Annotated in this window: 21 protein-coding genes; 12 read left to right on the forward strand and 9 right to left on the reverse strand. The window is 72.5% G+C overall.

Annotation, left to right across the window (positions count from 1 at the left end; genetic code table 11):
- Positions 1 to 11: 11 nt before the first annotated feature.
- From AC5RWQ_RS00485 to rny, 3 genes are all read left to right on the forward strand, one after another.
- Complete coding sequence (locus tag AC5RWQ_RS00485) at positions 12 to 716, forward strand: regulatory protein RecX (RefSeq protein ID WP_494280763.1); 705 nt, start codon at positions 12 to 14, stop codon at positions 714 to 716.
- A 9-nt stretch (positions 717 to 725) separates the two neighbouring features.
- Positions 726 to 1,463 (forward strand): 3-keto-5-aminohexanoate cleavage protein, encoded by a 738-nt coding sequence (locus AC5RWQ_RS00490; RefSeq protein WP_494280764.1) that lies wholly within the window; start codon positions 726 to 728, stop codon positions 1,461 to 1,463.
- A gap of 866 nt (positions 1,464 to 2,329) precedes the next feature.
- Positions 2,330 to 4,096 (forward strand): ribonuclease Y, encoded by a 1,767-nt coding sequence (gene rny, locus AC5RWQ_RS00495; protein WP_494280765.1) that lies wholly within the window; start codon positions 2,330 to 2,332, stop codon positions 4,094 to 4,096.
- 60 nt (positions 4,097 to 4,156) lie between these two features.
- Here rny and AC5RWQ_RS00500 read toward each other — a convergent pair whose 3' ends face one another.
- From AC5RWQ_RS00500 to AC5RWQ_RS00515, 4 genes are read right to left on the reverse strand one after another with little or no spacing between them, the layout of a single operon-like run.
- Positions 4,157 to 5,125: an amino acid ABC transporter permease gene (locus AC5RWQ_RS00500; protein ID WP_494280766.1), complete on the reverse strand. Its 969-nt coding sequence runs from the start codon at positions 5,123 to 5,125 to the stop codon at positions 4,157 to 4,159.
- Positions 5,122 to 5,829, reverse strand: coding sequence for an amino acid ABC transporter permease (locus AC5RWQ_RS00505; protein WP_494280767.1), 708 nt, complete (start codon positions 5,827 to 5,829; stop codon positions 5,122 to 5,124). The genes AC5RWQ_RS00500 and AC5RWQ_RS00505 overlap by 4 nt, the downstream gene beginning before the upstream one ends.
- Positions 5,830 to 5,868: 39 nt before the next feature.
- Positions 5,869 to 6,747 carry a glutamate ABC transporter substrate-binding protein gene (locus tag AC5RWQ_RS00510; RefSeq protein ID WP_494280768.1) on the reverse strand — a complete coding sequence of 293 codons (879 nt, stop codon included), beginning with the start codon at positions 6,745 to 6,747 and terminating at the stop codon, positions 5,869 to 5,871.
- 58 nt (positions 6,748 to 6,805) lie between these two features.
- Positions 6,806 to 7,561, reverse strand: coding sequence for an amino acid ABC transporter ATP-binding protein (locus AC5RWQ_RS00515; protein ID WP_494280769.1), 756 nt, complete (start codon positions 7,559 to 7,561; stop codon positions 6,806 to 6,808).
- A 197-nt stretch (positions 7,562 to 7,758) separates the two neighbouring features.
- Here AC5RWQ_RS00515 and selD point away from each other — a divergent pair, with 197 nt between their 5' ends.
- On the forward strand, positions 7,759 to 8,748 hold the full coding sequence (gene selD, locus AC5RWQ_RS00520) for a selenide, water dikinase SelD (RefSeq protein WP_494280770.1): 990 nt from the start codon (positions 7,759 to 7,761) through the stop codon (positions 8,746 to 8,748).
- A gap of 210 nt (positions 8,749 to 8,958) precedes the next feature.
- Complete coding sequence (locus AC5RWQ_RS00525; protein WP_334493255.1) at positions 8,959 to 9,438, forward strand: hypothetical protein; 480 nt, start codon at positions 8,959 to 8,961, stop codon at positions 9,436 to 9,438.
- A gap of 107 nt (positions 9,439 to 9,545) precedes the next feature.
- Here AC5RWQ_RS00525 and AC5RWQ_RS00530 read toward each other — a convergent pair whose 3' ends face one another.
- Entirely contained in the window at positions 9,546 to 9,788 is a 243-nt protein-coding gene (locus AC5RWQ_RS00530; RefSeq protein ID WP_334493258.1) for a DUF2277 family protein, read from the reverse strand.
- Positions 9,789 to 9,920: 132 nt separating this feature from the next.
- Between AC5RWQ_RS00530 and miaB the strand changes: the two genes are divergently transcribed.
- A complete protein-coding gene (gene miaB, locus AC5RWQ_RS00535; protein ID WP_494280771.1) occupies positions 9,921 to 11,399 on the forward strand; it encodes a tRNA (N6-isopentenyl adenosine(37)-C2)-methylthiotransferase MiaB in 1,479 nt (492 codons plus the stop codon).
- Positions 11,400 to 11,476: 77 nt separating this feature from the next.
- Here miaB and AC5RWQ_RS00540 read toward each other — a convergent pair whose 3' ends face one another.
- Together AC5RWQ_RS00540 and AC5RWQ_RS00545 are read right to left on the reverse strand one after the other, a co-directional pair.
- Complete coding sequence (locus tag AC5RWQ_RS00540; protein ID WP_494280772.1) at positions 11,477 to 13,117, reverse strand: cellulase family glycosylhydrolase; 1,641 nt, start codon at positions 13,115 to 13,117, stop codon at positions 11,477 to 11,479.
- Between the two features lie 325 nt (positions 13,118 to 13,442).
- Complete coding sequence (locus AC5RWQ_RS00545) at positions 13,443 to 14,651, reverse strand: DUF349 domain-containing protein (RefSeq protein ID WP_494280773.1); 1,209 nt, start codon at positions 14,649 to 14,651, stop codon at positions 13,443 to 13,445.
- Positions 14,652 to 14,803: 152 nt separating this feature from the next.
- Between AC5RWQ_RS00545 and AC5RWQ_RS00550 the strand changes: the two genes are divergently transcribed.
- Genes AC5RWQ_RS00550 through dapF form a run of 3 tightly spaced genes read left to right on the forward strand, consistent with a single transcriptional unit; the run spans position 14,804 to position 17,341 of the window.
- Positions 14,804 to 15,580 carry a class III extradiol ring-cleavage dioxygenase family protein gene (locus tag AC5RWQ_RS00550; protein WP_494280774.1) on the forward strand — a complete coding sequence of 259 codons (777 nt, stop codon included), beginning with the start codon at positions 14,804 to 14,806 and terminating at the stop codon, positions 15,578 to 15,580.
- A complete protein-coding gene (gene miaA, locus AC5RWQ_RS00555; protein ID WP_494280775.1) occupies positions 15,577 to 16,488 on the forward strand; it encodes a tRNA (adenosine(37)-N6)-dimethylallyltransferase MiaA in 912 nt (303 codons plus the stop codon). Before AC5RWQ_RS00550 ends, miaA begins: the two co-directional genes overlap by 4 nt.
- Before the next feature lie 7 nt (positions 16,489 to 16,495).
- On the forward strand, positions 16,496 to 17,341 hold the full coding sequence (gene dapF / locus AC5RWQ_RS00560; protein WP_494280776.1) for a diaminopimelate epimerase: 846 nt from the start codon (positions 16,496 to 16,498) through the stop codon (positions 17,339 to 17,341).
- Positions 17,342 to 17,558: 217 nt separating this feature from the next.
- On the opposite strand, the gene AC5RWQ_RS00565 is transcribed toward dapF, so the two are convergent.
- Entirely contained in the window at positions 17,559 to 19,031 is a 1,473-nt protein-coding gene (locus AC5RWQ_RS00565) for an NAD-dependent malic enzyme (RefSeq protein WP_334493274.1), read from the reverse strand.
- A 176-nt stretch (positions 19,032 to 19,207) separates the two neighbouring features.
- Here AC5RWQ_RS00565 and hflX point away from each other — a divergent pair, with 176 nt between their 5' ends.
- Both hflX and AC5RWQ_RS00575 read left to right on the forward strand, forming a co-directional pair.
- Entirely contained in the window at positions 19,208 to 20,659 is a 1,452-nt protein-coding gene (gene hflX, locus AC5RWQ_RS00570; RefSeq protein WP_494280777.1) for a GTPase HflX, read from the forward strand.
- 50 nt (positions 20,660 to 20,709) lie between these two features.
- A complete protein-coding gene (locus AC5RWQ_RS00575) occupies positions 20,710 to 22,419 on the forward strand; it encodes a hypothetical protein (RefSeq protein ID WP_494280778.1) in 1,710 nt (569 codons plus the stop codon).
- Between the two features lie 57 nt (positions 22,420 to 22,476).
- Here the strand turns inward: AC5RWQ_RS00575 and lexA are convergent, their stop codons facing one another.
- Positions 22,477 to 23,262, reverse strand: a complete 786-nt coding sequence (lexA, locus tag AC5RWQ_RS00580; protein WP_334493404.1) for a transcriptional repressor LexA — start codon at positions 23,260 to 23,262, stop codon at positions 22,477 to 22,479.
- Positions 23,263 to 23,874: 612 nt separating this feature from the next.
- Here lexA and nrdR point away from each other — a divergent pair.
- Positions 23,875 to 24,360, forward strand: coding sequence for a transcriptional regulator NrdR (gene nrdR, locus AC5RWQ_RS00585; RefSeq protein WP_494280779.1), 486 nt, complete (start codon positions 23,875 to 23,877; stop codon positions 24,358 to 24,360).
- Positions 24,361 to 24,394 lie beyond the last annotated feature (34 nt).

A 24,394-nucleotide genomic window follows, 5' to 3' on the forward strand; every position in this document is an offset into this window, starting at 1 on the left:
GCCGCCGGTAAGTGGCAGGACGACGCGCCCGTACGGGGCGAGGCTGGGACGCCAGCCCACCCCGTACGGGTGACGGCACCGACGCGCCCCGGCCCCGTCGCGGTGGACGCCGGGGCCGTGCCGACGAGACCGATCTCGAGGCGACGACCCCGGCGCCCCCGCGCGACGAGGCCGAGGTGGCCCGGGAGATCTGCCTGCGGCAGTTGGCGGTCCGCCCGCGCACCCGGGCCGAGCTGGCCGGCGCGCTGACCAAGCGGGGCATCTCCGACGAGGTGTCGGCCGAGGTGCTCGACCGGTACGACGAGGTCGGCATCATCGACGACGCCGCCTTCGCGCGCGCCTGGATCTCCAGCCGGCACACCGGCCGGGGGCTGGCCCGCCGGGCGCTCGCCAACGAGCTGCGCCAGCGCGGGGTGGACGGCGAGATCGCCAGCGAGGCCCTCGGCGAGCTGGACGAGGAGACCGAGGCGGAGACGGCACGCGCCCTGGTGGAGCGGAAGCTGCGTTCCGCCCGCGGTGAGCCAGACGCGGTGTTCCGCCGGCTGGTGGGGATGCTCGCCCGCAAGGGCTACCCGCCGGGCGTGGCGATCCGGGCGGTCAAGGACGCGCTCGCCGCGCAGAGCGCCGAGGCCGCCGAGTTCGCCGATCAGATCGACGCCGACGCCCTCGCCGACGCCGAGGGCGAGCTCGACCGGGACGGTCGTGGAGTCGGGTGAGCCACGGTCGTGGCGGTCGACCGGCACGGGGGTGACGAGCCGGTGCTGAAGGCGTGCCTCAACGGCGGCCGGAGCCGGCGCGAGCATCCCGCCGTGCCGGTCACCCCGGATCAGCTCGCCGCCGACGCGGCCCGCTGCGCCGATCTCGGCGTGGCGGCGGTGCACCTGCATCCCCGCGACGACGCCGGCGACGAGTCGCTGGCCCCGGCAGTGGTCGCCGGGGTACTGACCGCGCTGCGGGCCCTCCGGCCGGGGCTTCCGGTCGGGGTGACCACCGGTGCCTGGGTCGAGCCGGACCCGGCCGCCCGGGTGGCGGCCGTCCGCGCCTGGCCGGTGCTGCCCGATTTCGCCTCGGTCAACGTGCACGAGGAGGGATCCGAGGCGGTCGCCGCCGCGCTGCACGAGCGGAGGGTCCTGGTCGAGGCCGGCGTCTGGACGGTCGACGCCGCCCGGGCGTGGCGCGGCTGGCGGGTGCCGGCCGGGCGGGTCCTGGTCGAGTGCACCCCCGACGACCCGACGGCGGCGCTGGCGGACGCCGCGGCCATCCTCGCCGTCCTCGACCCCGACGGCCCGCCGGTGCTGCTGCACGGCGAGGGGCGGGCCGCCTGGCCGGTGCTCGCCGAGGCGGTACGCCGGGGCCTGGACACCCGGATCGGCCTGGAGGACACCCTGCACCTGCCGGGCGGCAGCCCCGCACCCGACAACGCCGCCCTGGTCGAGGCCGCCGTCGCCCTCGGCGCCACCTGATCCCCACCCGCCCGCGTGCCGCCCGGCCGCCTGCGTGCCGTCGGGCGGCTGCGTGCCGCGGGCGGCCGTGTGCCGCCGGGCCCCGCGTGCACCCGCGTGCCGCCGGCACCCCGTCGGAAGGCGCCGGCAAGATCGTGCTCGTTCCTGGATGTAGTGGCCTACGACACGCGACGATGCCGCTACATCCAGGAACGAGGGTGATCTTGCGAGGCCGACCTCGCGGCCCGTCTGCCGGCGGGCGCGGCGGCGGGCGCGGCGGCGGTGCTGCTGAGCAGGTCCGGAAGCCGACTCATCGATCTTCGGCGCGGACCGTTTGTCCGCTCCTGTCCGGCATGCCTTCACCAACGGGTGACGGCACAACTTCTCTCCGTTCGGGGGGTTTGATCATGAGTTCTTGACCGAACGGCCCCCGGCGACCTAGCCTCGCCATACAGGCTCACGTTGCCCGACCAGCGCAGGCTAAGCGCACAACATAGATCTCGTAACAGAACAGCATCACTTTGGCCAGCTCCACCGGCCTTTGACGGCAGCTCCGGACAGCCGGTCCGGGGCCGTTCCGACAACTGCACCCGGATGTCGGCGATGCCCCGTGAGGGCACCGCCGGCGGAGAGCCATACCCCACGGCCAGCCGCTCGGTCGGGCATCCAGAGCCGCAGAGGTTCGTGCCCTGCGGCACGGTCCCCTGCGGCGTCGACGTTCAGGGGGAGGCGGCCATGGCGGGGCGGCACAGGGACCAGTGGTCCCGAGGGGGTGTCGACGGGCGCGGTTCCGTCATCGGCATCCGACGGTGCGCGACGGCCGTGCGGCAATGCTCGACCCTCACCCGGCAGCCGGCCACCGCCGGCCGGGGCGCCGGAGTTCCGGCATGAGCCCCTTCGACGTGGTGCTGCTGGTGGCGGTGCTGCTGCTCGCCGCGGTGGTGGTGGGTGCCGTGCTCTTCGGCGTCCGCGCGCTGCGCCGCTTCGGCGCGGCCCCGGCCCCGGAGGACCCGGCCTTCATCGCCGAGAAGGACCGCCAGGAGCAGTCCCTGGCCGCGCTGCGGACCGCCGCCGACGAGGTGAACAGCACCATCGACGTGGCGAAGTCGGCCGCGTCCGCCGCCCGTGCCGAGGCGGCCGCCGCCAAAGCCGAGGCGAAGGCGGCCCGGGCCGAGGCGGGTCGGGTGCTCGACGACGCCCGCGCCGAGGCCGACACCGTCCTGGAACGGGCCCACAAGCAGGCCGAGGCCGACGCCGAGCAGTTGCGGGCCAGCGCCCGGCGCAGCGGCGAGCGGGAGGTCGCCGTGCTCGCCGCGACGACCCGGGAGCAGGCCGCCGAGGTGGAACGCCGGGCCGCCCGGATGGACGAGCGGGAGCGGCTGCACACCGAGGAGGTCGAGCGGCTCGCCGAGCGGGAGCGGCAGCTCACCGCGGCCAGCGCGGCGCTGGCCGAGCGGGAGGCGGCGGTGACCGAGCGGGAGGTCGAGCTGACCCTGGCCGAGGAGCGACGCCGGCGCGAACTGGAACGGGTCGCCGGGCTCACCGCCGACGCCGCCCGGGCCGAGCTGATCGAGGCGATCGAGACCCAGGCGAAGCGGGAGGCGGCGCTGCTGGTGCGGGACATCGAGTCGGACGCCCGCAACACCGCCGAACAGCGCGCCCGGCACATCGTGGTGGACGCCATCCAGCGGGTGGCCAGCGAGCAGACCGCGGAGAGCGTGGTCAGCGTCCTGCACCTGCCCGGTGACGAGATGAAGGGCCGGATCATCGGCCGGGAGGGGCGCAACATCCGCGCCTTCGAGTCGGTGACCGGGGTGAACCTGATCATCGACGACACCCCCGAGGCGGTGCTGCTCTCCTGCTTCGACCCGGTCCGCCGCGAGGTCGGCCGGCTCACCCTGGAGAAGCTGGTCCTCGACGGCCGGATCCACCCGCACCGGATCGAGGAGGTCTACGAGCTGGCCCGCGAGGAGGTGGAGGAGCTCTGCCACCGGGCCGCCGAGGACGCCCTGGTCGAGGTCGGCATCACCGAGATCCATCCGGAGCTGGTCACCCTGCTCGGCCGGCTGCGGTACCGGACGTCGTACGGGCAGAACGTGCTCAAGCACCTGGTGGAGACCGCGCACATCGCCGGGATCATGGCCGCCGAACTGCGGCTGGACGTGCCCACCATCAAGCGGTCGGCGTTCCTGCACGACATCGGCAAGGCGCTCACCCACGAGGTGGAGGGCAGCCACGCCATCATCGGCGCCGACCTGGCCCGCAAGTACGGCGAGAGCGAGGACGTCGTGCACGCCATCGAGGCGCACCACAACGAGGTGCCGCCGCAGACCATCGAGGCGGTGCTCACCCAGGCGTCGGACGCCTGCTCCGGCGGCCGGCCGGGCGCCCGGCGGGAGAGCCTGGAGGCGTACGTCAAGCGGCTGGAGCGGATCGAGGAGATCGCGGCCGGCAAGCTCGGCGTGGAGAAGGTCTTCGCCATGCAGGCCGGCCGGGAGATCCGGGTGATGGTCAAGCCGGACGACGTGGACGACATCGGCGCGGCGGTGCTGGCCCGGGACGTGGCCAAGCAGATCGAGGAGGAGCTGACCTACCCCGGTCAGATCCGGGTGACCGTGGTCCGCGAGTCCCGGGTCACCGAGATCGCCCGCTGAGAGCAGAGAGAGGACCGGCCCGGAGAGATCCCGACCGGCCCTTTCGTCGTGTGTCGGGGTTCAGTTGCCGCCGGTGCCCTCGGCCTGGGACATGAGCGCCGCGGGCGGCGGATTCTGGGCCGGGGTGCCGGCCGTCTTGCGGCCCCGCGACAGCCGGCGCTGGACGTACTGGGCCAGCTTCGACAGCGAGTAGTTCACCACGATGAAGAGCGCCGCGATCACCACGTACACCTGGATCGGGTTGCCCAGCACGCCGATGATCTGCTTGCCGATGTTCAGGGTCTCCTCGTAGCTGATGATGAAGCCCAGCGAGGTGTCCTTGAGCACCACCACCAGCTGGCTGATCAGCGCCGGCAGCATGATCCGGAAGGCCTGCGGCAGCAGGATCATCCGGGTGGTCTGCGCCGGGGAGAGTCCGATCGCGGCGGCGGCCTCCGCCTGCCCGCCGGGCAGCCCCTCCATGCCGGAGCGGAGGATCTCGGCGATGACCACCGAGTTGTAGACGGTCAGGCCGATGACCAGGTACCAGAGGTTGTCGAAGGAGATGCCGAACTCGGGAAAGCCGCGGGCGACGAAGAAGATGGTGAGCACCACCGGCAGGCCGCGGAACACCTCGACGCAGACCCGGGTGACCGCGGAGAGCAGCACGCTCAGCCCGCGCAGCAGGTACGCCAGCGGCGTGGCCAGCCCGGTGAACCGGCGCCGGGTCAGGCTCTTGAGCTGGATCCGCAGCACCGCGAGCACGGTGCCGACCACCAGCGAGGAGACGATGGCCAGCGCCGCGGCGATCAGGGTGTTCTTGAAGCCGAGGCCGATCCGGTCCCAGACCAGGGGGAAGTTCTCGTTCGAGGGGTCGACCAGCGGCCCCCAGAGCTCCATCGAGAACTGGCCCTTGGCGTCCAGCGGCCGGTAGATCAGGAAGTACGCCGCGACGAGCAGCACCACCGTGGCGACCAGGCTGGTGATCAGCGTGATCCGGCGCTGGCGGGGACCGGGGACGTCGTAGAGGACGCTGGTCTGCTGACTCATCGGGCCACCGCCTGTCGCTTCTCGATCCGGTCGAGCAGGGCACCGAGCGGCACGGTCATGATCAGGTAGCCGATCGAGATGCCGATGGCGACCGGGATGAAGGCGTACCCCTCGGCGGAGGTGAGCTGGTCGGCGGTCTGGGAGAGGTCGCCGACCACGCCGAAGAAGCCGACCAGCGCGGAGTTCTTGATCATCGCGATGATGACCGAGCCGAGCGGTACCACCGAGGCCTTCCAGGACTGTGGCAGGACCACGTGGCGCAGGTTCTGCCCGAAGGTCAGGCCGAGCGAGCGGGCCGCCTCGGCCTGGCCGGCCGGCACCGCGTTCACCCCGGACCGCAGCGCCTCGCAGACGAACGCGGCGGTGTAGAGGACCAGGGAGATCAGTGCGAAGCGGAAGTACGGCAGGTCGGTGCCGAGCCGGCTGAAGAGCGCGTCCAGTCCGGGGATGCGCAGGAAGTCGGCGTTGGAGCCGAGCGCCGGCAGGCCGAAGGCGGCGAAGAACATCACCACGGTCAGCGGCATGTTGCGGAAGACGTTGACGTACCCGGTGCCGAGCGCGCGCAGCGGCGGCACCGGCGAGATGCGGAGTACCGCCACGACGGCGCCCAGGATCAGGGCGCCGATCGCGGCGAGCACGCAGATCTGGAGGGTGAGCCAGAAACCGCCCGCAAAGACGTCGAACTTGTCGATGAGCACATTCACGGGTCGGTGTTCCTCCCCACCCTCCAGATCGAGGTCAGATCAGTAGCGGTTGATGGTCGGTGCGGTGCCCAGCTCCGCGCCGAACTTGCCCGCGGTGTCGTCCCAGGCCTTCTTCCAGCGACCGTCCGAGATCGCCTTCTCCAGGGTGTCGTTGATGAAGGTCCGGAACGCGGTGTCGTCCTTCTTCACGCCGATGCCGTACGGCTCCTTGGTGAAGTTGTCGCCGGCCAGCTTGAACGACGCCTCGTCCTTGGCGATGTAGCCGAGCAGGATGACGTTGTCCGTGGTGACGGCGTTGACCTGACCGCCCTTGAGGGCATCGCGGCACTTGTCGTAGGTGTCGAAGAGCACCAGCTGGGTGCCGACGTCCTTGACGTACTTCTTGATGTTCTCGGCCGGGGTCGAGCCGGTGACGGAGCAGACCTTCTTGGTGCCGTCCTTGAAGGAGTCCGGCCCGGTGATGGTGGTGTCGTCCTTCTTGACCAGGATGTTCTGGCCGGCCTCGTAGTACGGGCCCGCGAAGGCGATCCGCTCCTTGCGCTTGTCGTTGATCGTGTAGGTCGCCGCGACCAGGTCGACGTTGCCGTTGATGATCGCGTCCTCACGGACCTTCGACGGCGTCTCGACGTACTCGATCTTGTCCTCGGGGATGCCGAGCTCCTTGACGATGATCTTCGCGATCTCGACGTCGAAGCCCTCCGGCTTGCCCGACAGGCCCTTCTGACCGAAGCCCGGCTGGTCGAACTTGGTGCCGATCTTGATCTTCTGGGCCTTGTTGAGCTTCTCCATGGTGCTGCCGGCGGCGAAGGACTTGCTGCCGGCGCCGGTGCCCTCGTCGGCGTCATCGCCGCCGCAGGCGGCCATGCCGAGCGCCAGGGTCGCGGCCGCGGCGAGCGCGGCTACGCGCTTCATACGCATACTCATCTCCTTCTTCGACGGAGCCGCCGGACAGCGGCGCGCTCCACACAACGGACGCTCAGTGCGTGAGGATCTTGGAGAGGAAGTCCCGGGCCCGCTCGCTGCGGGGGCTGGCGAAGAACTCGGCGGGCGGGGCGTCCTCGACGAGTTGCCCGTCGGCCATGAAGATGACCCGGTTCGCGGCGTGCCGGGCGAAGCCCATCTCGTGGGTCACCACGACCATCGTCATGCCGTCGGCGGCCAGTGAGGTCATCACGTCCAGCACCTCGCCGACCATCTCCGGGTCGAGCGCGCTGGTCGGCTCGTCGAAGAGCATCGCCTTGGGCTGCATGGCCAGCGCGCGGGCGATCGCCGCCCGCTGCTGCTGGCCGCCGGAGAGCTGGGCCGGGTACTTGTCGGCCTGGTTGGCGATGCCGACCCGGTCGAGCAGCGACAGGCCGCGCTCGCGGGCGACGGCCGGCTTCTCCTTGCGGACCTTCACCGGCCCGAGGGTGACGTTCTCGAGGATTGTCTTGTGCGCGAACAGGTTGAACGACTGGAAGACCATGCCGACCTCGCTGCGCAGCTTCGCCAGCGCCTTGCCCTCGGCGGGCAGCGGCTGCCCGTCGAAGGTGATGGTGCCCGAGTTGATCGGTTCGAGGCGGTTGATCGCCCGGCAGAGCGTCGACTTGCCGGAACCCGAGGGGCCGATCACGACGACGACCTCGCCCTTGCCGACGGAGAGTGACACGTCGTCGAGCACGTGCAGCGGGCCGAACCACTTGTTGACCCCGTCCAGCACGATGAGCGGTTCGCCCGTCGTCACGTCGTCCACCGTCCCTGTGGTCGTTGCGGAAACGGGGTCGTGGACCCCCGGTTGTGGGCCACTGTAGGCGGGGTGACATGGCAGAACGCAACTCAGATGGTCACGGAGCGGTAACACCGGTGCCGAAGATCGCCGAGAGTCCGAATTCCGTCCCGCCCCGGCCCCCACGAGTGGCGGTGGCGACATTCCGCGGAGATCATGTGGGGATGACCGACCGGTTCCGGTTGACCGATCACGCCCGCGGCGGGGGCTGCGCCTGCAAGATCCCGCCCGGCGAGCTGGAGGCGATGGTGGCCGGGCTCGGCCCGGCCACCGGCACCGCCGAACTGCTGGTCGGGCTGGAGAACGGTGACGACGCCGCGGTGGTCCGACTGGACGAGCGGACCGGCCTGGTCACCACCGCCGACTTCTTCACCCCGGTGGTGGACGACGCGTACGACTGGGGTCGCATCGCCGCCGCGAACGCGCTCTCCGACGTGTACGCGATGGGCGGCACCCCGCTGGTCGCCCTCAACCTGCTCTGCTGGCCGCGGGTGACGCTGCCGTTGGAGCTGGCCCGCGAGGTGCTGCGCGGCGGTCAGGACGTCGCCCGCGCGGCCGGCTGCCACCTCGCCGGCGGGCACAGCGTCGACGACGACGGCCCGAAGTACGGGCTCGCGGTCACCGGGCTGGTCCGCCCGGACGAGCTGATCACGCTGGACGCCGGGCGCTCCGGGCTGCCGCTGTCGCTGACCAAGCCGCTCGGCGTCGGGGTGCTGAACACCCGGCACAAGGCCACCGGCGAGGTCTTCGCCGAGGCGGTCGCCGCGATGACCACGCTCAACCGGGACGCCGCCCGGGCCGCGGTCGCCGCCGGCATCCGCTGCGGCACCGACGTCACCGGTTTCGGGCTGCTCGGGCACGCCAGCAAGCTGGCCCGGGCCAGCCGGCTCACCGTCGCGATCGACGCCGCCCGGGTGCCGTACCTGGCCGGCGCGCGGGAGGCCGTCCGGGACGGGTACGTCAGCGGCGGCACCCGGCGAAACCTGGACTGGGTCTCCCCGTGGACCGACTTCGGGTCGGTCCCGGAGGCGGACCGGCTGCTGCTGGCCGACGCGCAGACCTCCGGCGGCCTGCTGGTCGCCGGCGAGGTCCCCGGCGGCACGGTGATCGGCGAGCTGCTGCCGCGCGGGGAGTCGATGGTCGTGGTGCGCTGACCCGGGCGGGCCGGGCGTGGGGCCGCCGAGCGGGCACCATACCCGATAAGCTGTCACCTTCCCGCCACTCCGAGCAACGGCGCTCGGGGAAATTTTGCCCGTAATGGTCACAGACCGGTAACTTGCCCCCGGCTGAGGTCATATGCCCTCCACCATCGTCAGTAAGGCCCGATCCGGAGGCCGGTGGGACGAACGCAGCGAGGAGGCGGCGTGACCGAGCTGTGGAACTGGAGAATCGACCGGGTGGCCCCCGTGGAGGTCTACCCGGCGCTGGCCGAGGCCCTCGGCCGGGTGGTGATGCCCCTCGCCGTGGCGGATCCGGCGCGGCTGCCCACGTACGCGGTGATCTGCGACGTCTGGGAGGCGCCGGGGGAGTTCGGCACGATGGTCGACTGCTACGGGGTCCCCGAGCGGCTCAACGAGCGCAGCAGCATCGCCGCGCTGGCCCGGCTGCTCGACCGCAACTGCCTGCTCACCGACGACACCCTCGACGCCGGGCGGCACCTGCTGGTCGCCCCGGACGGCACCATCCGTCCGGTGCACTTCGACGTCACCGAGACCGACGACGGCGAGGTGCTCAGCAACCAGCGGCTCTGCACCGAGGCGCACCCCGGCTGCCGGGGCTGGTCCCGGTGCCACCGGTCCCGCTGGGCCCCCGACTCGGTGAACCCGGCCCTGGCCGCGGCCTGACCGTTGCGCGGCCACGCCGGCCGGCCGCGCTCGACCGCATTCCGTGTGGCGCGGGCCGGCTGCGGCCCGTGCCACCGGTCCCGGCCGTCGGCCGGCCCGGTCGACGGTCAGGCCGGTGCGGAGCCCCGACCGCCTGCCGGCTGGCCGCCCCGGACCACCAACTGGTCGAGCAGGGTCGCGGTGGCGGCGGCGACCGCCCGCACCGCCTCGTCGAAGGCCGCGGCGTTGTGCGCGGCGGGCGCCCGGAACCCCGAGATCTTCCGGACGTACTGCAACGCGGCGGCGTCGATGTCCGCCGGGGTCACCTCGGGCACGTACGGCTCACGCAGCGTCTTGATGCTCCGGCACATCTCTCCTCCAGTGGTCGGCGACTCCGACCAACGATGCCATCCCTGCCCCGCTCCGCGCCGCCCTCGGCGCGGCGCTCGGCCCGACCGGCGGGGCCGCTACCCTGGTAGCCCGAGGAAAGGGGCGCCGAGCAGGTGGCTAGGACCTACAACGTCGTCACGTACGGCTGCCAGATGAACGTGCACGACTCCGAGCGCATCTCCGGTCTGCTGGAGCAGGCCGGCTACGTCCGCGCCGCCGGGATGGACGACGACCCCGACGTGGTGGTGTTCAACACCTGCGCGGTCCGGGAGAACGCCGACAACCGGCTCTACGGCAACCTCGGCCGCCTGCGTCCCGCGAAGAACCAGCGCCCCGGCATGCAGATCGCCGTCGGCGGCTGCCTGGCCCAGAAGGACCGCGGCGACATCGTCCGCAAGGCGCCGTGGGTGGACGTGGTCTTCGGCACCCACAACATCGGCTCGCTGCCGGTGCTGCTGGAGCGGGCCCGGCACAATGCCGCCGCCGAGGTGGAGATCCTGGAGTCCCTCGACGTCTTCCCCTCCACCCTGCCGACCCGGCGGGAGTCGACGTACGCCGGCTGGGTGTCGATCTCGGTGGGCTGCAACAACACCTGCACCTTCTGCATCGTGCCCAGCCTGCGCGGCAAGGAGAAGGACCGGCGCCCCGGCGACATCCTCTCCGAGGTGCGCGCCCTGGTCGACGAGGGCGTGCTGGAGGTGACTCTGCTCGGCCAGAACGTCAACTCCTACGGGGTGGAGTTCGGTGACCGGTACGCCTTCGGCAAGCTGCTGCGGGCCTGCGGCGACATCGACGGACTGGAGCGGGTCCGGTTCACCAGCCCGCACCCGAAGGACTTCACCGACGACGTGATCGCCGCGATGGCCGAGACGCCGAACGTCTGCCACTCGCTGCACATGCCGTTGCAGTCCGGCTCGGACGACGTGCTGAAGGCGATGCGCCGGTCGTACCGGTCGGAGAAGTACCTGGGGATCATCGAGAAGGTCCGGGCGGCGATGCCGGACGCGGCGATCACCACCGACATCATCGTCGGCTTCCCCGGCGAGACCGAGGCCGACTTCCAGCGCACCCTGGACGTCGTCCGCGAGGCCCGGTTCTCCTCGGCGTTCACCTTCCAGTACTCCAAGCGTCCCGGCACCCCGGCCGCCACCATGGACGGCCAACTGCCCAAGCAGGTGGTGCAGGAGCGCTACGACCGGCTGATCGCCACGGTGGAGGAGATCACCTGGGCGGAGAACAAGCGCCTGGTGGGGGAGACCGTCGAGGTGCTGGTCGCCGTCGGTGAGGGGCGCAAGGACGAGCGTACCGGGCGGATGTCCGGCCGTGCCCGCGACGGCCGCCTGGCCCACTTCGACGCGGGGTCGCTGGTTGGGCAGATCCGCCCCGGCGACATCGTGCACACCACCGTCACGTACGCCGCCCCGCACCATCTCAACGCCGACGGCGAGCCGCTGTCGCACCGGCGTACCCGGGCCGGTGACGCCGCCGAGGCGGGCCGCTCCCCGCGTACCCCCGGGGTGCTGCTCGGGCTGCCCACGATCGGCGCGCCGCCGGCGGCGCCCGCGGCGACGGGTGGCTGCGCGGCGCACTGACCGCACCGCCGACGGCCGGGACCTCCGCGTGGAGGCCCCGGCGTCGCCCGGGCCCATCGCCGACCGGGCCCGGAGTCTCAGCAGGCGGTGCCGTTGAGCTTCACCGTGCCCGGCGTGGTGACCGCGCCGTTCGCGGTGAAGCCGATCGTCACCGACGCGCCCGGAGCGAGGGTCCTCGCCCAGTCGGGGGCGGCCGCGGTGACCGTCGTGCCGGACTGCGTCACGGTGGCGTTCCAGCCGCTGGCCAGGGTCACCCCGGCGGGCCAGCTCCAGGTGACCGACCACGGGTTCGGCGTGCCGGTGCCGGTGTTCTTCACGGTCAGCTCGCCCTGGAAGCCGCCCTGCCAGGCGTTGACCTGCTTGTAGCTGGCCGTGCAGGCGCCGGTCGGCACCGGGTCGCCGGTGGGTGAGCCGGTCGGGGTCGGGGTTGGCGAGCCGGTCGGCGTCGGCGACGGGTTGCCGCCGCCCCCGCCCACGGGGGCGATCAGGTACGGCTGGAGGATCGCCTGCTTGGCGGTGTTGATGCTGGTCCAGTCGTCCAGGGCGATGCCGCCGGTGTCACCGGAGTTCGGGTTCCACGACCAGTAGGTGAAGGACATCCCGTTCACCCCGCTGCCGGTGTAGGCCATCAGGTTCTCCAGCCAGACCTTGTCCTTCGGGTCCTGGAGCGTGGTGCCGAACTCGCCCATCATGATCGGCGCGATGTTCTGCTTGTAGAGGTAGCCCCAGTACTTGTCCCAGATGGCCGGCATGTTCGCCGGATAGGACGGGTCGTCGAACCAGGCCTGGTGGTAGACCGAGGTGGCGTACTCGTGCGGCGAGTAGACCAGTCGGTTCGCCACGTTCAGCCGGACCGGGAACTGCCCGGCCTTCGACAGGTTGCCGCCCCACCAGCCGCAGTCCTCGTCGTTGCTGGTGTCGCCGTCCCAGACGTTCGACAGGCCGCCGCTGGGGCAGCTCACCCCCTCCACGAAGATCAGCCAGTTGGGCTGCACGCCCAGGATCGCGTTGCCGGCCCGCTCGGCGGCCAGCCGCCAGTCCCGGACGGTGTCCCCGCAACCCCAGCAGGCGCCGGTGGCGGCCGGGTTGGTGCCCTCGGCGTGCGGCTCGTTGTGCAGGTCGGCGCCGATCACGGTCGGGTTGCCCGCGTACCGCTGGGCGAGCATCTTCCAGTCGTTGATCCACGTCGCCTCGGAGACGGTCGAGGTGTACCAGAGCGGCGACTGCCCGGCCGCGGTGGGCCGGTGCCGGTCCAGGATGACCCGCATCCCCTTGCCGCCGGCGTAGTCGATCACCTTGTCCAGGATCTGCAGCGGGGAGAGCCCGACCAGGTCCGGGTTGACGTAGTCGTTGATCCCGCTCGCGGTGGCGCCCGGCTTCAGCGCGTCGTTCGAGTAGGGGATGCGCAGGGTGTTGTAGCCCAGGCTGGCCATCTTGTCGAGCTGCCCCCGCCACGGGTTGCTGGACCACAGGCCGTGGAAGGTCTTGTTGTCGGTCTCCATGCCGAACCAGTTGATGCCGGTCAGCCGGACCGTGGCGCCGGTGCTGTCCACGATCTTGCTGCCGCTGCCGCTGCCGCTGGTGTGCAGGTAGCCGGTGCCGGTGCCGCCGGTGGCGACGGCGGCCGGGGTGGTGCTGACGGCGGCGGCGACGAGGACGCCGGCCGCGGCGGTGGCGAGCGCGGTCAACGCGCCGCCGAGGGCGGTGGGTCGGTGCATGCGAGCTCCACTTCGGATGCCCCGGCGCCGCGACGGCGGCGCGGGGAAGGACCGGGGGTGGCCCGCCCGCACGTCACGCTTCTATTCGAGTACGCGGACAGTGCGCGACGGGACACGTCACGGGGACGCGTCCACTCGCGTGCAGCACCGCCGACTGCCGACGGCGGTGTGCTCCGTCGGTGCCCTCGCCCCGGTGTCCGACCTGGCTCTGCCGCTCATTCTGATCAGCACGCCTCGATGCGTCAACCAGTCCACGGGAAGTTGCGCGGGGCGCGAAAGCCCCCGGTCCCGGGGCGGGAGCGGGGGCTTTCGGAACGCGTGAGCGTCAGCCGGCCTGCTCGGCGAGCTGGAGGAACTGCCGCTTCGAGGCGAGCGCCTGCTCGGCCTCCTTGATCCGGCGGGCGTCCCCGGCGGCCTGCGCCCGGGCCAGCCGCTCCTCGGCCTCGGCCACCTGCGACCGCATCTGCGCGAGCAGCGGGTTGTCCTCCTTGGTGGTGCGCCGCCAGGCCGAGTCCATGACCTCGCGGACCTTGTCGTCGACGGCCCGCAGCCGGCGCTCCAGCCCGGCCGCGGCCTCCCGCGGCACCCGGCCGGCCTCGTGCCACTGCGCCTGGATCTCCCGCAGCTTGGCCTGCGCACCCTTCGGGTCGCCGTCGACGTCCAGCGCCTCGGCCTCGACGATCAGGGCCTGCTTGCGCTCCAGGTTGACCTTCTGCTCGTTGTCCCGCGCCGAGAAGACCTCACTGCGCCGGCTGAAGAAGGCGTCCTGGGCGGCCCGGAACCGTTCCCAGAGCTTCTGCTCCGCCTCCTTGGAGGCGCGCGGCGCGGCCTTCCACTGGTTCATCAGGTCCTTGAGCTGGTTGGCGGTGGCCGCCCAGTCGGTGGACTCGCGCAGCTTCTCGGCCTCGGCGACCAGCTCCTCCTTGACCGTCTGCGCCTGCTTGCGCTGCTGGTCGAGGGAGGCGAAGTGGGCGCCCCGGCGCCGGGTGAAACCGTCCCGGGCCGCCGCGAACCGCTTCCACAGCTCGCCGTCGGCCTTCTTGTCGACGCCGCGAATGGTCTTCCACTCGTCGAGGATCTCCTTGAGCCGGTCCCCGGCGGTCTTCCAGCCGGTCGACTCGGCGGCGAGCTTCTCGGCCTCCTCGACCAGGGCGGTCTTGCGGGCCAGCGCCTCGACCCGGGCCGCGTCCTTGGCGGCGCGCGCCTCACCGGCCTTCTCCTCGGCGACCACGGCGAGCTTGTCCAGCCGCGCGGCCAGCGCGTCGATGTCGCCGACCACGTGCGCCTCGTTCAGCGAGGCGCGGATCCGGCGGATCGTCGTCAGTGAGTGGCCGGCGTCCGCCGCGCCCGAGTTGAGCCGGGCCTCGGTCAGGTCCACCTCGGTCACCAGGTCGGCGAAGCGCCGGGCGAAGTGGGCCAGCCCCTCCTCCGGGGCTCCCGCCTGCCAGGATCCGACCACCCGCTCGCCCTCGGTGGTCTTGACGTACACGGTGCCGTCCGCGTCCACCCGTCCGAAGGCAGTCCAGTCGCTCATGTGCCCATCCTCGTTCTCCCGGCGTCGACGGGAGGGTCCCCGCGATCGCCGCCACGGCGCAGCAAAGTTACTCCCGGCATTGTCACAGGTCCGCCCCCGTCCGCGTCGAGCGCCTGTCGCCGACCGTGACCATACGGTGTCCTACCGCCCGAATGGCCGGATCGGCGGGGAGACGCACCGGCGCGTCCGGCTACGGTGAACCCGTGCCTCTGGTCGCCGCCGCCGTCTGCCCCCATCCGCCGCTCATCGTTCCCGAGCTGGCCGGCGCTGCCGCGCCGGAGCTGGCCGACCTCCGCGCCGCCGCGGACGCCGCCGTCGCCGGGCTCCTCGAGACGGGGCCGGAGAGCCTGGTGGTGGTCGCCGGGAACGCCCGGGGCGCCGAGTACTTCTCGCCCTTCCGGGGCTCCTTCACGCCCTGGGGGCTGCCGCTGGAGGTGCGTCTGGCCGACCGGCCCGACGGCCCCGACGAGGGCGATCCGCTTCCGCTCGGCCTCCTGGTGGGTGCCTGGCTGCTGGGGCGCGCACCCGATCCCACCGGCCGGACGTACCGGATGGTGACGGTCGCCGACGACGAGCCGGTGACCGGGTGCCGGGCGGTGGGGGAGCGGATCGAGTCGGACCGGCCCTGGGCGCTGCTGGTGATGGGGGACGGGTCGGCCTGCCGCGGCCAGAAGTCGCCGGGCTACGACGACCCGCGCGCCGGGGCGTACGACGAGGGGGTGGCCCGGGCCCTGGCCGACGCGGACGCCGAGGCGCTGCTCGGCCTGGACCCGGGGCTGTCGGCGGAGCTGCGGGTGGCCGGGCGGGCCCCCTGGCAGGTGCTGGCCGGCGCGGTCCGGGCGGCCGGCGGGGACTGGCGCGGCGAGCTGAGCTACGTCGACGCCCCCTACGGCGTTTCCTACTTCGTGGCGAACTGGAGACCGGCGTGACCGGCGTGGTCGTGGCGGTGGTCGGGCCGACCGCCGCCGGCAAGTCGGCGCTGAGCATCGCGCTGGCGCACGCGCTCGGCGCCGAGGTGGTCAACGCCGACTCGATGCAGCTCTACCGGGGCCTGGACATCGGCACCGCCAAGCTCACCCCGGCCGAGCGGGACGGCGTGCCGCACCACCTGCTGGACATCTGGGAGGTGACCGAGCCGGCCAGCGTCGCCGAGTACCAGCGGCTGGCCCGGGCGGCGGTCGACGACATCCTGGCCCGGGGGAGGGTGCCGCTGCTGGTCGGCGGCTCCGGGCTGTACGTGCGGGCGGTGCTGGAGCAGTTCGAGTTCCCCGGCACCGATCCGCTGGTGCGGGAGCGGCTGGAGGCGGAGCTGGCCGCGGCCGGCCCGGCCCCGCTGCACGCCCGGCTGCGCGCGGCCGACCCGGTGGCGGCGGAGGGGATCCTGCCCGGCAACGGCCGGCGGATCGTCCGGGCGCTGGAGGTGATCGAGCTGACCGGCCAGCCGTTCACCGCGTCGCTGCCCGAGCCGACGCCGTACTACCCGTCGGTGCAGCTCGGTGTCGACCTGGACACGGCGCTGCTGGACGAGCGGATCGCGCTGCGGGTGGACCGGATGTGGGCCGACGGCCTGGTCGCCGAGACCCGCGAGCTGGTCGGCCGGGGCCTGCCCGAGGGGCGGACGGCCAGCCGGGCGCTCGGCTACCAGCAGGTGCTGCGTTTCCTGGCCGGGGAGCTGACGGAGGCCGAGGCGCACGACGAGACGATCCGGGCGACCCGGCGGTTCGTCCGCCGGCAGCGCTCCTGGTTCCGCCGGGACCCGCGGATCCACTGGCTCGACTCGGCCTCGCCGGCGTTTGTCGACACTGCGCTGCGACTGGTCGCCGACCATCGGCGATGATGGGGGCGTGGAGTTCACCAAGGGTCACGGCACCGGCAACGACTTCGTCATCCTGCCCGACCCGGACGGGGCGCTCGACCTGACGCCCGGCCTGGTCGCCGCGATCTGTGACCGGCGGCGTGGCGTCGGCGGGGACGGCGTGCTGCGGGTGGTCCGTGCGGCCAAGCATCCGGACGGGGCCGCCCTCGCGGGCGAGGCCGAGTGGTTCATGGACTACTGGAACTCCGACGGCTCGTTCGCCGAGATGTGCGGTAACGGCGCCCGGGTCTTCGTCCGCTACCTGCTGGAGACCGGGCTGGCCACGCCGGCCGGCGCGGCGCTGCCGGTGGCCACCCGGGCCGGCGTCGTGCGCGCGCGGGTCGAGGGCGAGGCCATCGCCGTCGAGATGCAACGCCCCCGGGTGTACGGCGCGTCGACCGCGACCCTGGGCGGGCTGACCCTGCCCGGCTCGGCCGTGGACGTCGGCAACCCGCACCTGGTCTGCGCCCTGCCCGCCGGCCTCGACCTGACCGCCCTGGACCTGACCCGCGCCCCCGACTTCGACGCCGCGCTCTTCCCGGCCGGGGTGAACGTCGAGTTCACCGCCCCCGGCGAGCCGGTCGCCGGTGCCGACGGGCACGTGCTGATGCGGGTCTACGAGCGCGGCTCGGCCGAGACGCTCTCCTGCGGCACCGGCGCCTGCGCGGTCGGCGCGGTGGCCCTGCGCGACGCGGCCCGAGACACCGGCACGGTCGCCGTCGACGTCCCCGGCGGTCGCCTCACCGTCACCGTGACGGACGACTCCTGCTGGCTCTCCGGCCCCGCGGTCCTGGTCGCCACCGGCGAGCTCACTCCCGCCGCGTTCCTGCCCTGACCCGTCCGGTCCCGTCCTGACGGGACCGGAAGCCAACCCTGTCCGGCACGCTTTGCTCTGCTGCAGCGGGCGCAACACCCGATGTCCGGATACCGGACGTCCGCCGTTGCCGTCGCGGCAGCAGAGCAAAGGCGTCAACCCTTGGGTCCGACCTCAGCGGTCATCGCGAGGTCGGCCGGTTCGGGTGCGTTCGGGAACGCACCCGACGGCGGGTGGATCAGGGGGTGGCGGAGGCGTTGGCGGCGATCTCGGGGAGGTCGGCCGGGCCGGGGTCGGCGGCCGGGCGGGGGGTGGCCGCCGGGTTCTGCGCCGCGGCGCGGACCGCCGCCGCCACGGCCGGAGCGACGCGGGAGTCGAAGACGCTCGGCACGATCACCGTCGGGTTGATCTTGTCTTCGCCGACCACGTCGGCGATGGCCCGGGCGGCGGCGATCGCCATCTCCTCGGTGAACTCCTCGGCGTGCGCGTCGAGCATGCCGCGGAAGACGCCCGGGAAGGCGAGCACGTTGTTGATCTGGTTCGGCTGGTCGGAGCGGCCGGTGGCGACGACCGCGGCGTGCTTGCGGGCCTCCCGGGGGTCGACCTCCGGGTCCGGGTTGGCCAGCGCGAAGACGATCGAGTCCTTCGCCATGGTGGCGATGTCGTCCCCGGTGAGCAGGTTCGGCGCGCTCACCCCGATGAAGACGTCCGCGCCGCGCACCGCGCCCGGCAGGTCACCGGAATAATTCTCCTTGTTGGTGTTCTCGGCCAGCCACCGCCAGGCCGGGTTCAGGTCGGCCAGCCCGCGGTGCAGGGCGCCCCGGCGGTCGTACGCGATGATGTCGCCCACACCCTGGCGCAGCAGCAGCTTCATGATCGCGGTGCCGGCCGCGCCGGCGCCGGAGACGACCACCCGGACGTCCGAGAGCTGCTTGCCCACGACGCGCAGCGCGTTGGTGAGCGCGGCCAGCACGCAGATGGCCGTCCCGTGCTGGTCGTCGTGGAAGACCGGGATGTCCAGCGCCTCGCGCAGTCGGGCCTCGATCTCGAAGCAGCGCGGCGCGGCGATGTCCTCCAGGTTGATCCCGCCGTACGCGGGCGCGATCGCCTTGACGATCGCCACGATCTCGTCGGTGTCCTGGGTGTCGAGCACCACCGGCCAGGCGTCCACCCCGCCGAAGCGCTTGAACAGCGCCGCCTTGCCCTCCATCACCGGCAGCGAGGCCGCCGGCCCGAGGTTGCCCAGGCCCAGCACGGCCGAGCCGTCGCTGACCACTGCGACGGTGTTGCGCTTGATGGTCAGCCGCCGGGCATCGGCCGGGTTCTCCGCGATGGCCATGCAGACCCGGGCCACCCCCGGGGTGTACGCCCGGGACAGCTCGTCGCGGGTGCGCAGGCCGACCTTGGAGGTGACCTCGATCTTGCCACCGAGGTGCAGCAGGAACGTCCGGTCGGAGACCTTGCGGACGTCCACCCCGTCGAGCGCGGTCAGCGCGTCGACCACCTGGTCGGCGTGGCCGGTGTCGGCGGTGTCGCAGGTCAGGTCGACGATCACGCTGGTCGGGTCGGAGTCGACCACGTCCAGCGCGGTGACGATCGCGCCGGCCTCGCCGACGGCGGTGGTGAGCCGCCCGATGGAGGAGGCGTCCGCAGTCACCGCGATCCGGATGGTGATCGAGAATCCTGCACTCGGCAGGCGGGTGATGGCCACGGGAAGTTCCTCCGTCATCGCTGAGCGGCTCGCTCCGCATTTCTACTCGCTCGCCGAGGTCGGCCGGCATCCACCCCCGCTTTTCCGCCGGGCGAGGGTGGGCATATAGCAGGTGCGCGGCGCGTTGCTACATGTCAGGATTGCTTCCTTAGCGTCAAAACGGACAGGAGACCAGTTTGCGAGACCAGGAGAGCTTCGTGCCCTTCGAGGACGAGGAGCTCGATGCCACCACCGGCGAGATGGAACTGTCGGAGCGGCAGTCGCTGCGGCGGGTCCCCGGCCTCAGCACCGAACTCACCGATGTCACCGAGGTCGAGTACCGGCAGCTGCGCCTGGAGCGGGTGGTCCTGGTGGGCGTCTGGACCGAGGGCACGCAGACCGACGCCGACAACTCCCTGACCGAGCTCGCGGCGCTGGCCGAGACGGCCGGCTCGCAGGTGCTCGAGGGGCTGATCCAGCGGCGCAACCGCCCCGACCCGGCCACCTACATCGGCCGGGGCAAGGTCGACGACCTGGGCGCGATGGTTCTGGCCACCGGCGCCGACACGGTGATCTGCGACGGTGAACTCTCCCCGTCCCAGCTCCGCAACCTGGAGCAGCGCACCAAGGTCAAGGTGGTCGACCGCACCGCGCTGATCCTCGACATCTTCGCCCAGCACGCCAAGAGCAAGGAAGGTAAGGCGCAGGTCGAGCTGGCCCAGCTCGAATACCTGCTGCCGCGCCTGCGCGGTTGGGGTGAGACGTTGTCCCGGCAGACCGGTGGTTCCGGTCGCGGCGGCGGCGCCGGCGGCGGCGTGGGTCTGCGTGGTCCCGGTGAGACCAAGCTGGAGACCGACCGGCGCCGGATTCGCACCCGCATCTCCCGGCTGCGCCGGGAGATCAAGGGCATGAAGACGGTACGCCAGACCAAGCGCGCCCGCCGTTCGCGTAACGCGGTCCCGGCGGTGGCGATCGCCGGCTACACCAACGCCGGCAAGTCGAGCCTGCTCAACCGGCTCACCGGCGCCGGCGTGCTGGTGGAGAACGCGCTCTTCGCCACCCTGGATCCGACCACCCGCAAGGCCACCACCTCCGACGGGCGGCTCTACACCCTCTCCGACACCGTCGGGTTCGTCCGGCACCTGCCGCACCAGATCGTCGAGGCGTTCCGCTCGACGCTGGAGGAGGTCGCCGAGTCCGACCTGGTGGTGCACGTGGTCGACGGCACCCACCCCGACCCGGAGGAGCAGGTTCGCGCGGTCCGCGAGGTGCTCTCCGAGGTGGGCGCCGACCGGCTGCCCGAGCTGCTGGTGATCAACAAGACCGACGCGGCCGACGAGGAGACCCTGCTGCGGCTCAAGCGGATCTGGCCGGACGCCGTCTTCGTCTCCGCCTACAACGGTCGGGGGCTCGACGGGCTGCGCCAGGCCATCGAGGAGCGGCTGCCCCGCCCCGCGGTGGAGGTGCGCGCCGTGCTGCCGTACGACCGTGGTGACCTGGTCGCCCGGCTGCACCGGCAGGGTGAGGTGCTGAGCACCGCCCACCTGCCGGAGGGGACTCTGCTGCACGTACGGGTCTCCGAGGCGATCGCCGCCGAGCTGGCGCCGTTCGCCGCGTCCGAGCAGCAGGCGGTCGGCGCCGCCCGCTGAAGCGCTCCTGGGGCACCGTCCCCGCGTACCCGGCATGCGACACTGGGGGAATGCGCCGCGCTGTCTCCTCGGTCACGGTAGCCCTCGGCCTGCTGGGGGCTACCGTGGCATCCGCCGGTGTCGCCCTCGCGGCACCCACGTCGTCCGCTCCCGTGACCCCGGGCAAGAAGCGGTGCACGGTCGAGGATCCGCGGCTGCGCGAGCTCTCCGGGCTGGTGGCCACCAAGACCGGCTACATCGTGATCAACGACGGCACCCTGCAGGAGAGCGGTAAGAAGGTCTTCTTCCTCGACACCAAGTGTCAGATCGCCAAGGATCCGGTCCGCTACTCCGGCTCCGGCCCGTTCGACACCGAGGATCTCGCGCTCTCCCCGGACGGCAACACGCTCTGGATCGCCGACATCGGCGACAACGTGACCAGCAAGGAGCGGCGCCCCCGGATCGCGGTGTGGAGCATGCCGGTCACCGGGGCCAAGCAGCCGGTGCTGCACCGGATGTCGTACCCGGAGGGCAAGCCGCACGACGCCGAGGCGCTGCTGATCGGGGCCAACGGCCTGCCGCTGGTGATCACCAAGGTGCCCAGCGGCAAGGCGGAGATCTTCACCCCGCAGGGGAAGCTGCCCAGCGGCGACACCGACCCGGTGCCGATGAAGAAGGTCGGCGAGATCACCCTGCCGAAGACCACCACCGAGAACCCGCTGAACATCATCGGCCGGGTCGCCATCACCGGCGCCGCCCGATCCCCGGACGGCAGCAAGGTGGTGCTGCGCACCTACGCGGACGCCTTCGAGTACGACGTGACGGGTGGCGACGTGCTCGCGGCGCTGAGCACCGGCACGCCCCGGGTCACCCCGCTGGCCGACCCGTTCGGCGAGGCCATCTCCTACACCCCGGACGGCCGCTCCTTCGTCACCGTCTCCGACGGCGGCGAGCTCTCCGAGGACGAGCCGATCGACATCCTCGCCTACACCCCGTCGACCAAGGGCGCGGACGGCCCCGAGGGCGCCGCCAAGGCGGCCAAGCCGGTGGCCGAGAAGTCCTGGACCGACGGGCTCAGCCTGGACCAGATCACCTACCTGATCGGGGCGATCGGCGTGCTGGGCGCGCTGCTGGTCGGCGCCGGTGTCTTCGGGATCCTCCGCTCCCGGCGCAACCCGCCACCGGGCGACGACGACCGCGACGCGCTCGACCGTCCGGGCCGGGACGACCCGTTCTCCTCCGGCGCCCTCGGTCGTCCGGAGGACGGCTTCGGCGACGGTCCCGGTGCGGACCGGCCGCGGGGCGGCGTCTACGGCGGCGCGCCGGCGGGTAGCGGCGTCTACGGCGCTCCGGGTGGCGCGAACGGCGTACCGGGGCGAGCAGCGCCCGGTAGCGGGGTCTACGGCGGTGGCCGCCCGCCCGGCGGTGTGCCGGCGCCCGGCGGTGGACGCCCGGCCGGTGGTGGCGTCTACGGCGGCGGCGGCGGCGGCGGCCGGCCGGCGGGCGGCGGGGTCTACGGCGGCGGTGGTGCGCCGGACGGTGGCGGGCCGGGTGGTGGTCGCCCCGGCGGCCCGCCGAACGGCGCCGTGCCGAACAACGGCGGTGGCCCCCGCGGCGGCGGTGTCTACGGCGGTGGCGGGCGGTCCGAGCCGCCCCGCCGCGAGCCCGGGCCGCGGGAGCAGGGGCACGGCCCGCGCCGCGACGGCGGCCCCGACGATCGGCGCGGCGGCCAGTACGGCCACGGCCAGCGGCCCGGTCCCGGTCGGGGCGAGCGGTACTGATCGGACGAGAACGAGGGGTGACCGCCGCCCGGCGGTCACCCCTCGTGCGTCAGGTGCTCAGATCCGGCGCAGCACGGCGACGACCCGGCCCATGATGGTGGCGTCGTCACCGGGGATCGGGTCGAAGGCCGGGTTCTGCGGCATCAGCCACACGTGCCCGTCCCGCCGGCGGTAGGTCTTGACGGTCGCCTCGCCGTCGAGCATGGCCGCCACGATGTCGCCCGCCTCGGCGGTCGGCTGCTGGCGGACCACCACCCAGTCGCCGTCGCAGATCGCCGCGTCGAGCATCGAGTCGCCCTTGACCTGAAGCATGAAGACCTCGCCCTCACCCACCAGCTCGCGGGGGAGCGGGAAGATGTCCTCCACCGCCTGCTCGGCGAGGATCGGGCCACCGGCGGCGATCCGGCCCAGCATCGGCACGTACGCCGGGGTGGGCCGCTGGGCGCGGCTCAGCTCGTCGTCGGCGGCGTCGCTGGGGGCCCGGACGTCGACCGCGCGGGGCCGGTTGGGGTCCCGGCGCAGAAAGCCCTTCTTCTCCAGCTCCTTGAGCTGGTAGGCGACGCTCGACGGGGAGACCAGCCCGACCGCCTCGCCGATCTCCCGGACGCTCGGCGGGTAGCCGTGCCGCTCGACCCAGCTGCGGATGAACTCCAGGATGCGACGCTGCCGCGCGGTGAGGTCGACGGTGGCCGGGTCGGGGAAGCTGCTGACCACCGGGGTGACCGACCGCACGGCCGGCTGGCCGGTGCGGCTGCGGGCAACGCGGGGGCGCCGAGTGGCCGGCGGACCCGCCTCGGCGATCGGCTGCGGGTTCTTCTGCCGGCTGGCCCGGTCCTCGGTCACGTCCGTCCTCCCTGGTCGGCGCTGGGTGCCTTGGCGGCTCGTGGTGCGTGCGGGGTGTCGCGGTGCCCGGTCCGGCGTTTCGCGCCGCGCCCGGTCGTTCATGACCGTATAGGTGAGATCGGTCATTTTCAAACATCTGTACGACGTGCCGTCGGCGTGTCGGACGGAAATCCTGGTATCTCGAACGCGCGTTCTGATAAATGGTACGTCCTCGTCGAACTCGTGTTCGACCGGCAGGCGCTTTCGGGGTGGCCGTCCGTTTCCCGGCTGCCGGCCGGACGGCCGGTAACCTCCCGGCGCCCCGGTCGGTTGGGAGGTCGGCGGCGGGCGCTCCGGTGGCCGTCGAGTTCTCCGGGAGGGGGTGTGCCGAAGATCGTCTGAGGTGACGCGCCGGACACGCCGGCCAACTTGACCACGACCGGTCGGCGGCCTACGGTCGACCCCTAGATGTAGTAGTCACATGGGCGTAAGTTGCCTACAGGTTGGGTTCGACTACCGACCGCACTCCCGTACCGTCGAGGACGGCGAGGGCCGCAGAAGCCGGCCTCGCCGGGTCGAAGCGTGCCCGGGTGCGGGCGGCGCGCACCCAGGGTCGATCAAGGAGGTCAGGCGATGCGCTGTCCATACTGCCGACACGCCGACTCCCGGGTGGTCGACTCGCGGGAGGCCGACGACGGGCAGCTGATCCGTCGCCGCCGTTCCTGCCCGGAGTGCGGCAAGCGGTTCACCACGGTGGAGGAGGCCGTCCTCGCGGTGGTCAAGCGCAGCGGGGTGACCGAGCCGTTCAGCCGGACGAAGATCATCGGCGGGGTGCGCAAGGCGTGCCAGGGCCGGCCGGTCGACGAGGACTCGATTGCGCTGCTCGCGCAGAAGGTCGAGGAGACCGTACGGGCCAAGGGGGCCGCCGAGATCCCGAGCCACGAGGTGGGGCTGGCGATCCTGGGCCCGCTGCGGGACCTGGACGAGGTGGCGTACCTCCGCTTCGCCAGCGTCTACCGGTCCTTCGACTCGCTCGCCGACTTCGAGCGGGAGATCGAGACGTTGCGGGCACGGGCCCGCGAGACCGGCGCGGTCGGGGCCGCAGGCCGTACCAGTTGAGTTTTTTAGATTTCTGACAGTGACGACGCGCGGT

Source organism: Micromonospora sp. BS32 (assembly GCF_059089345.1).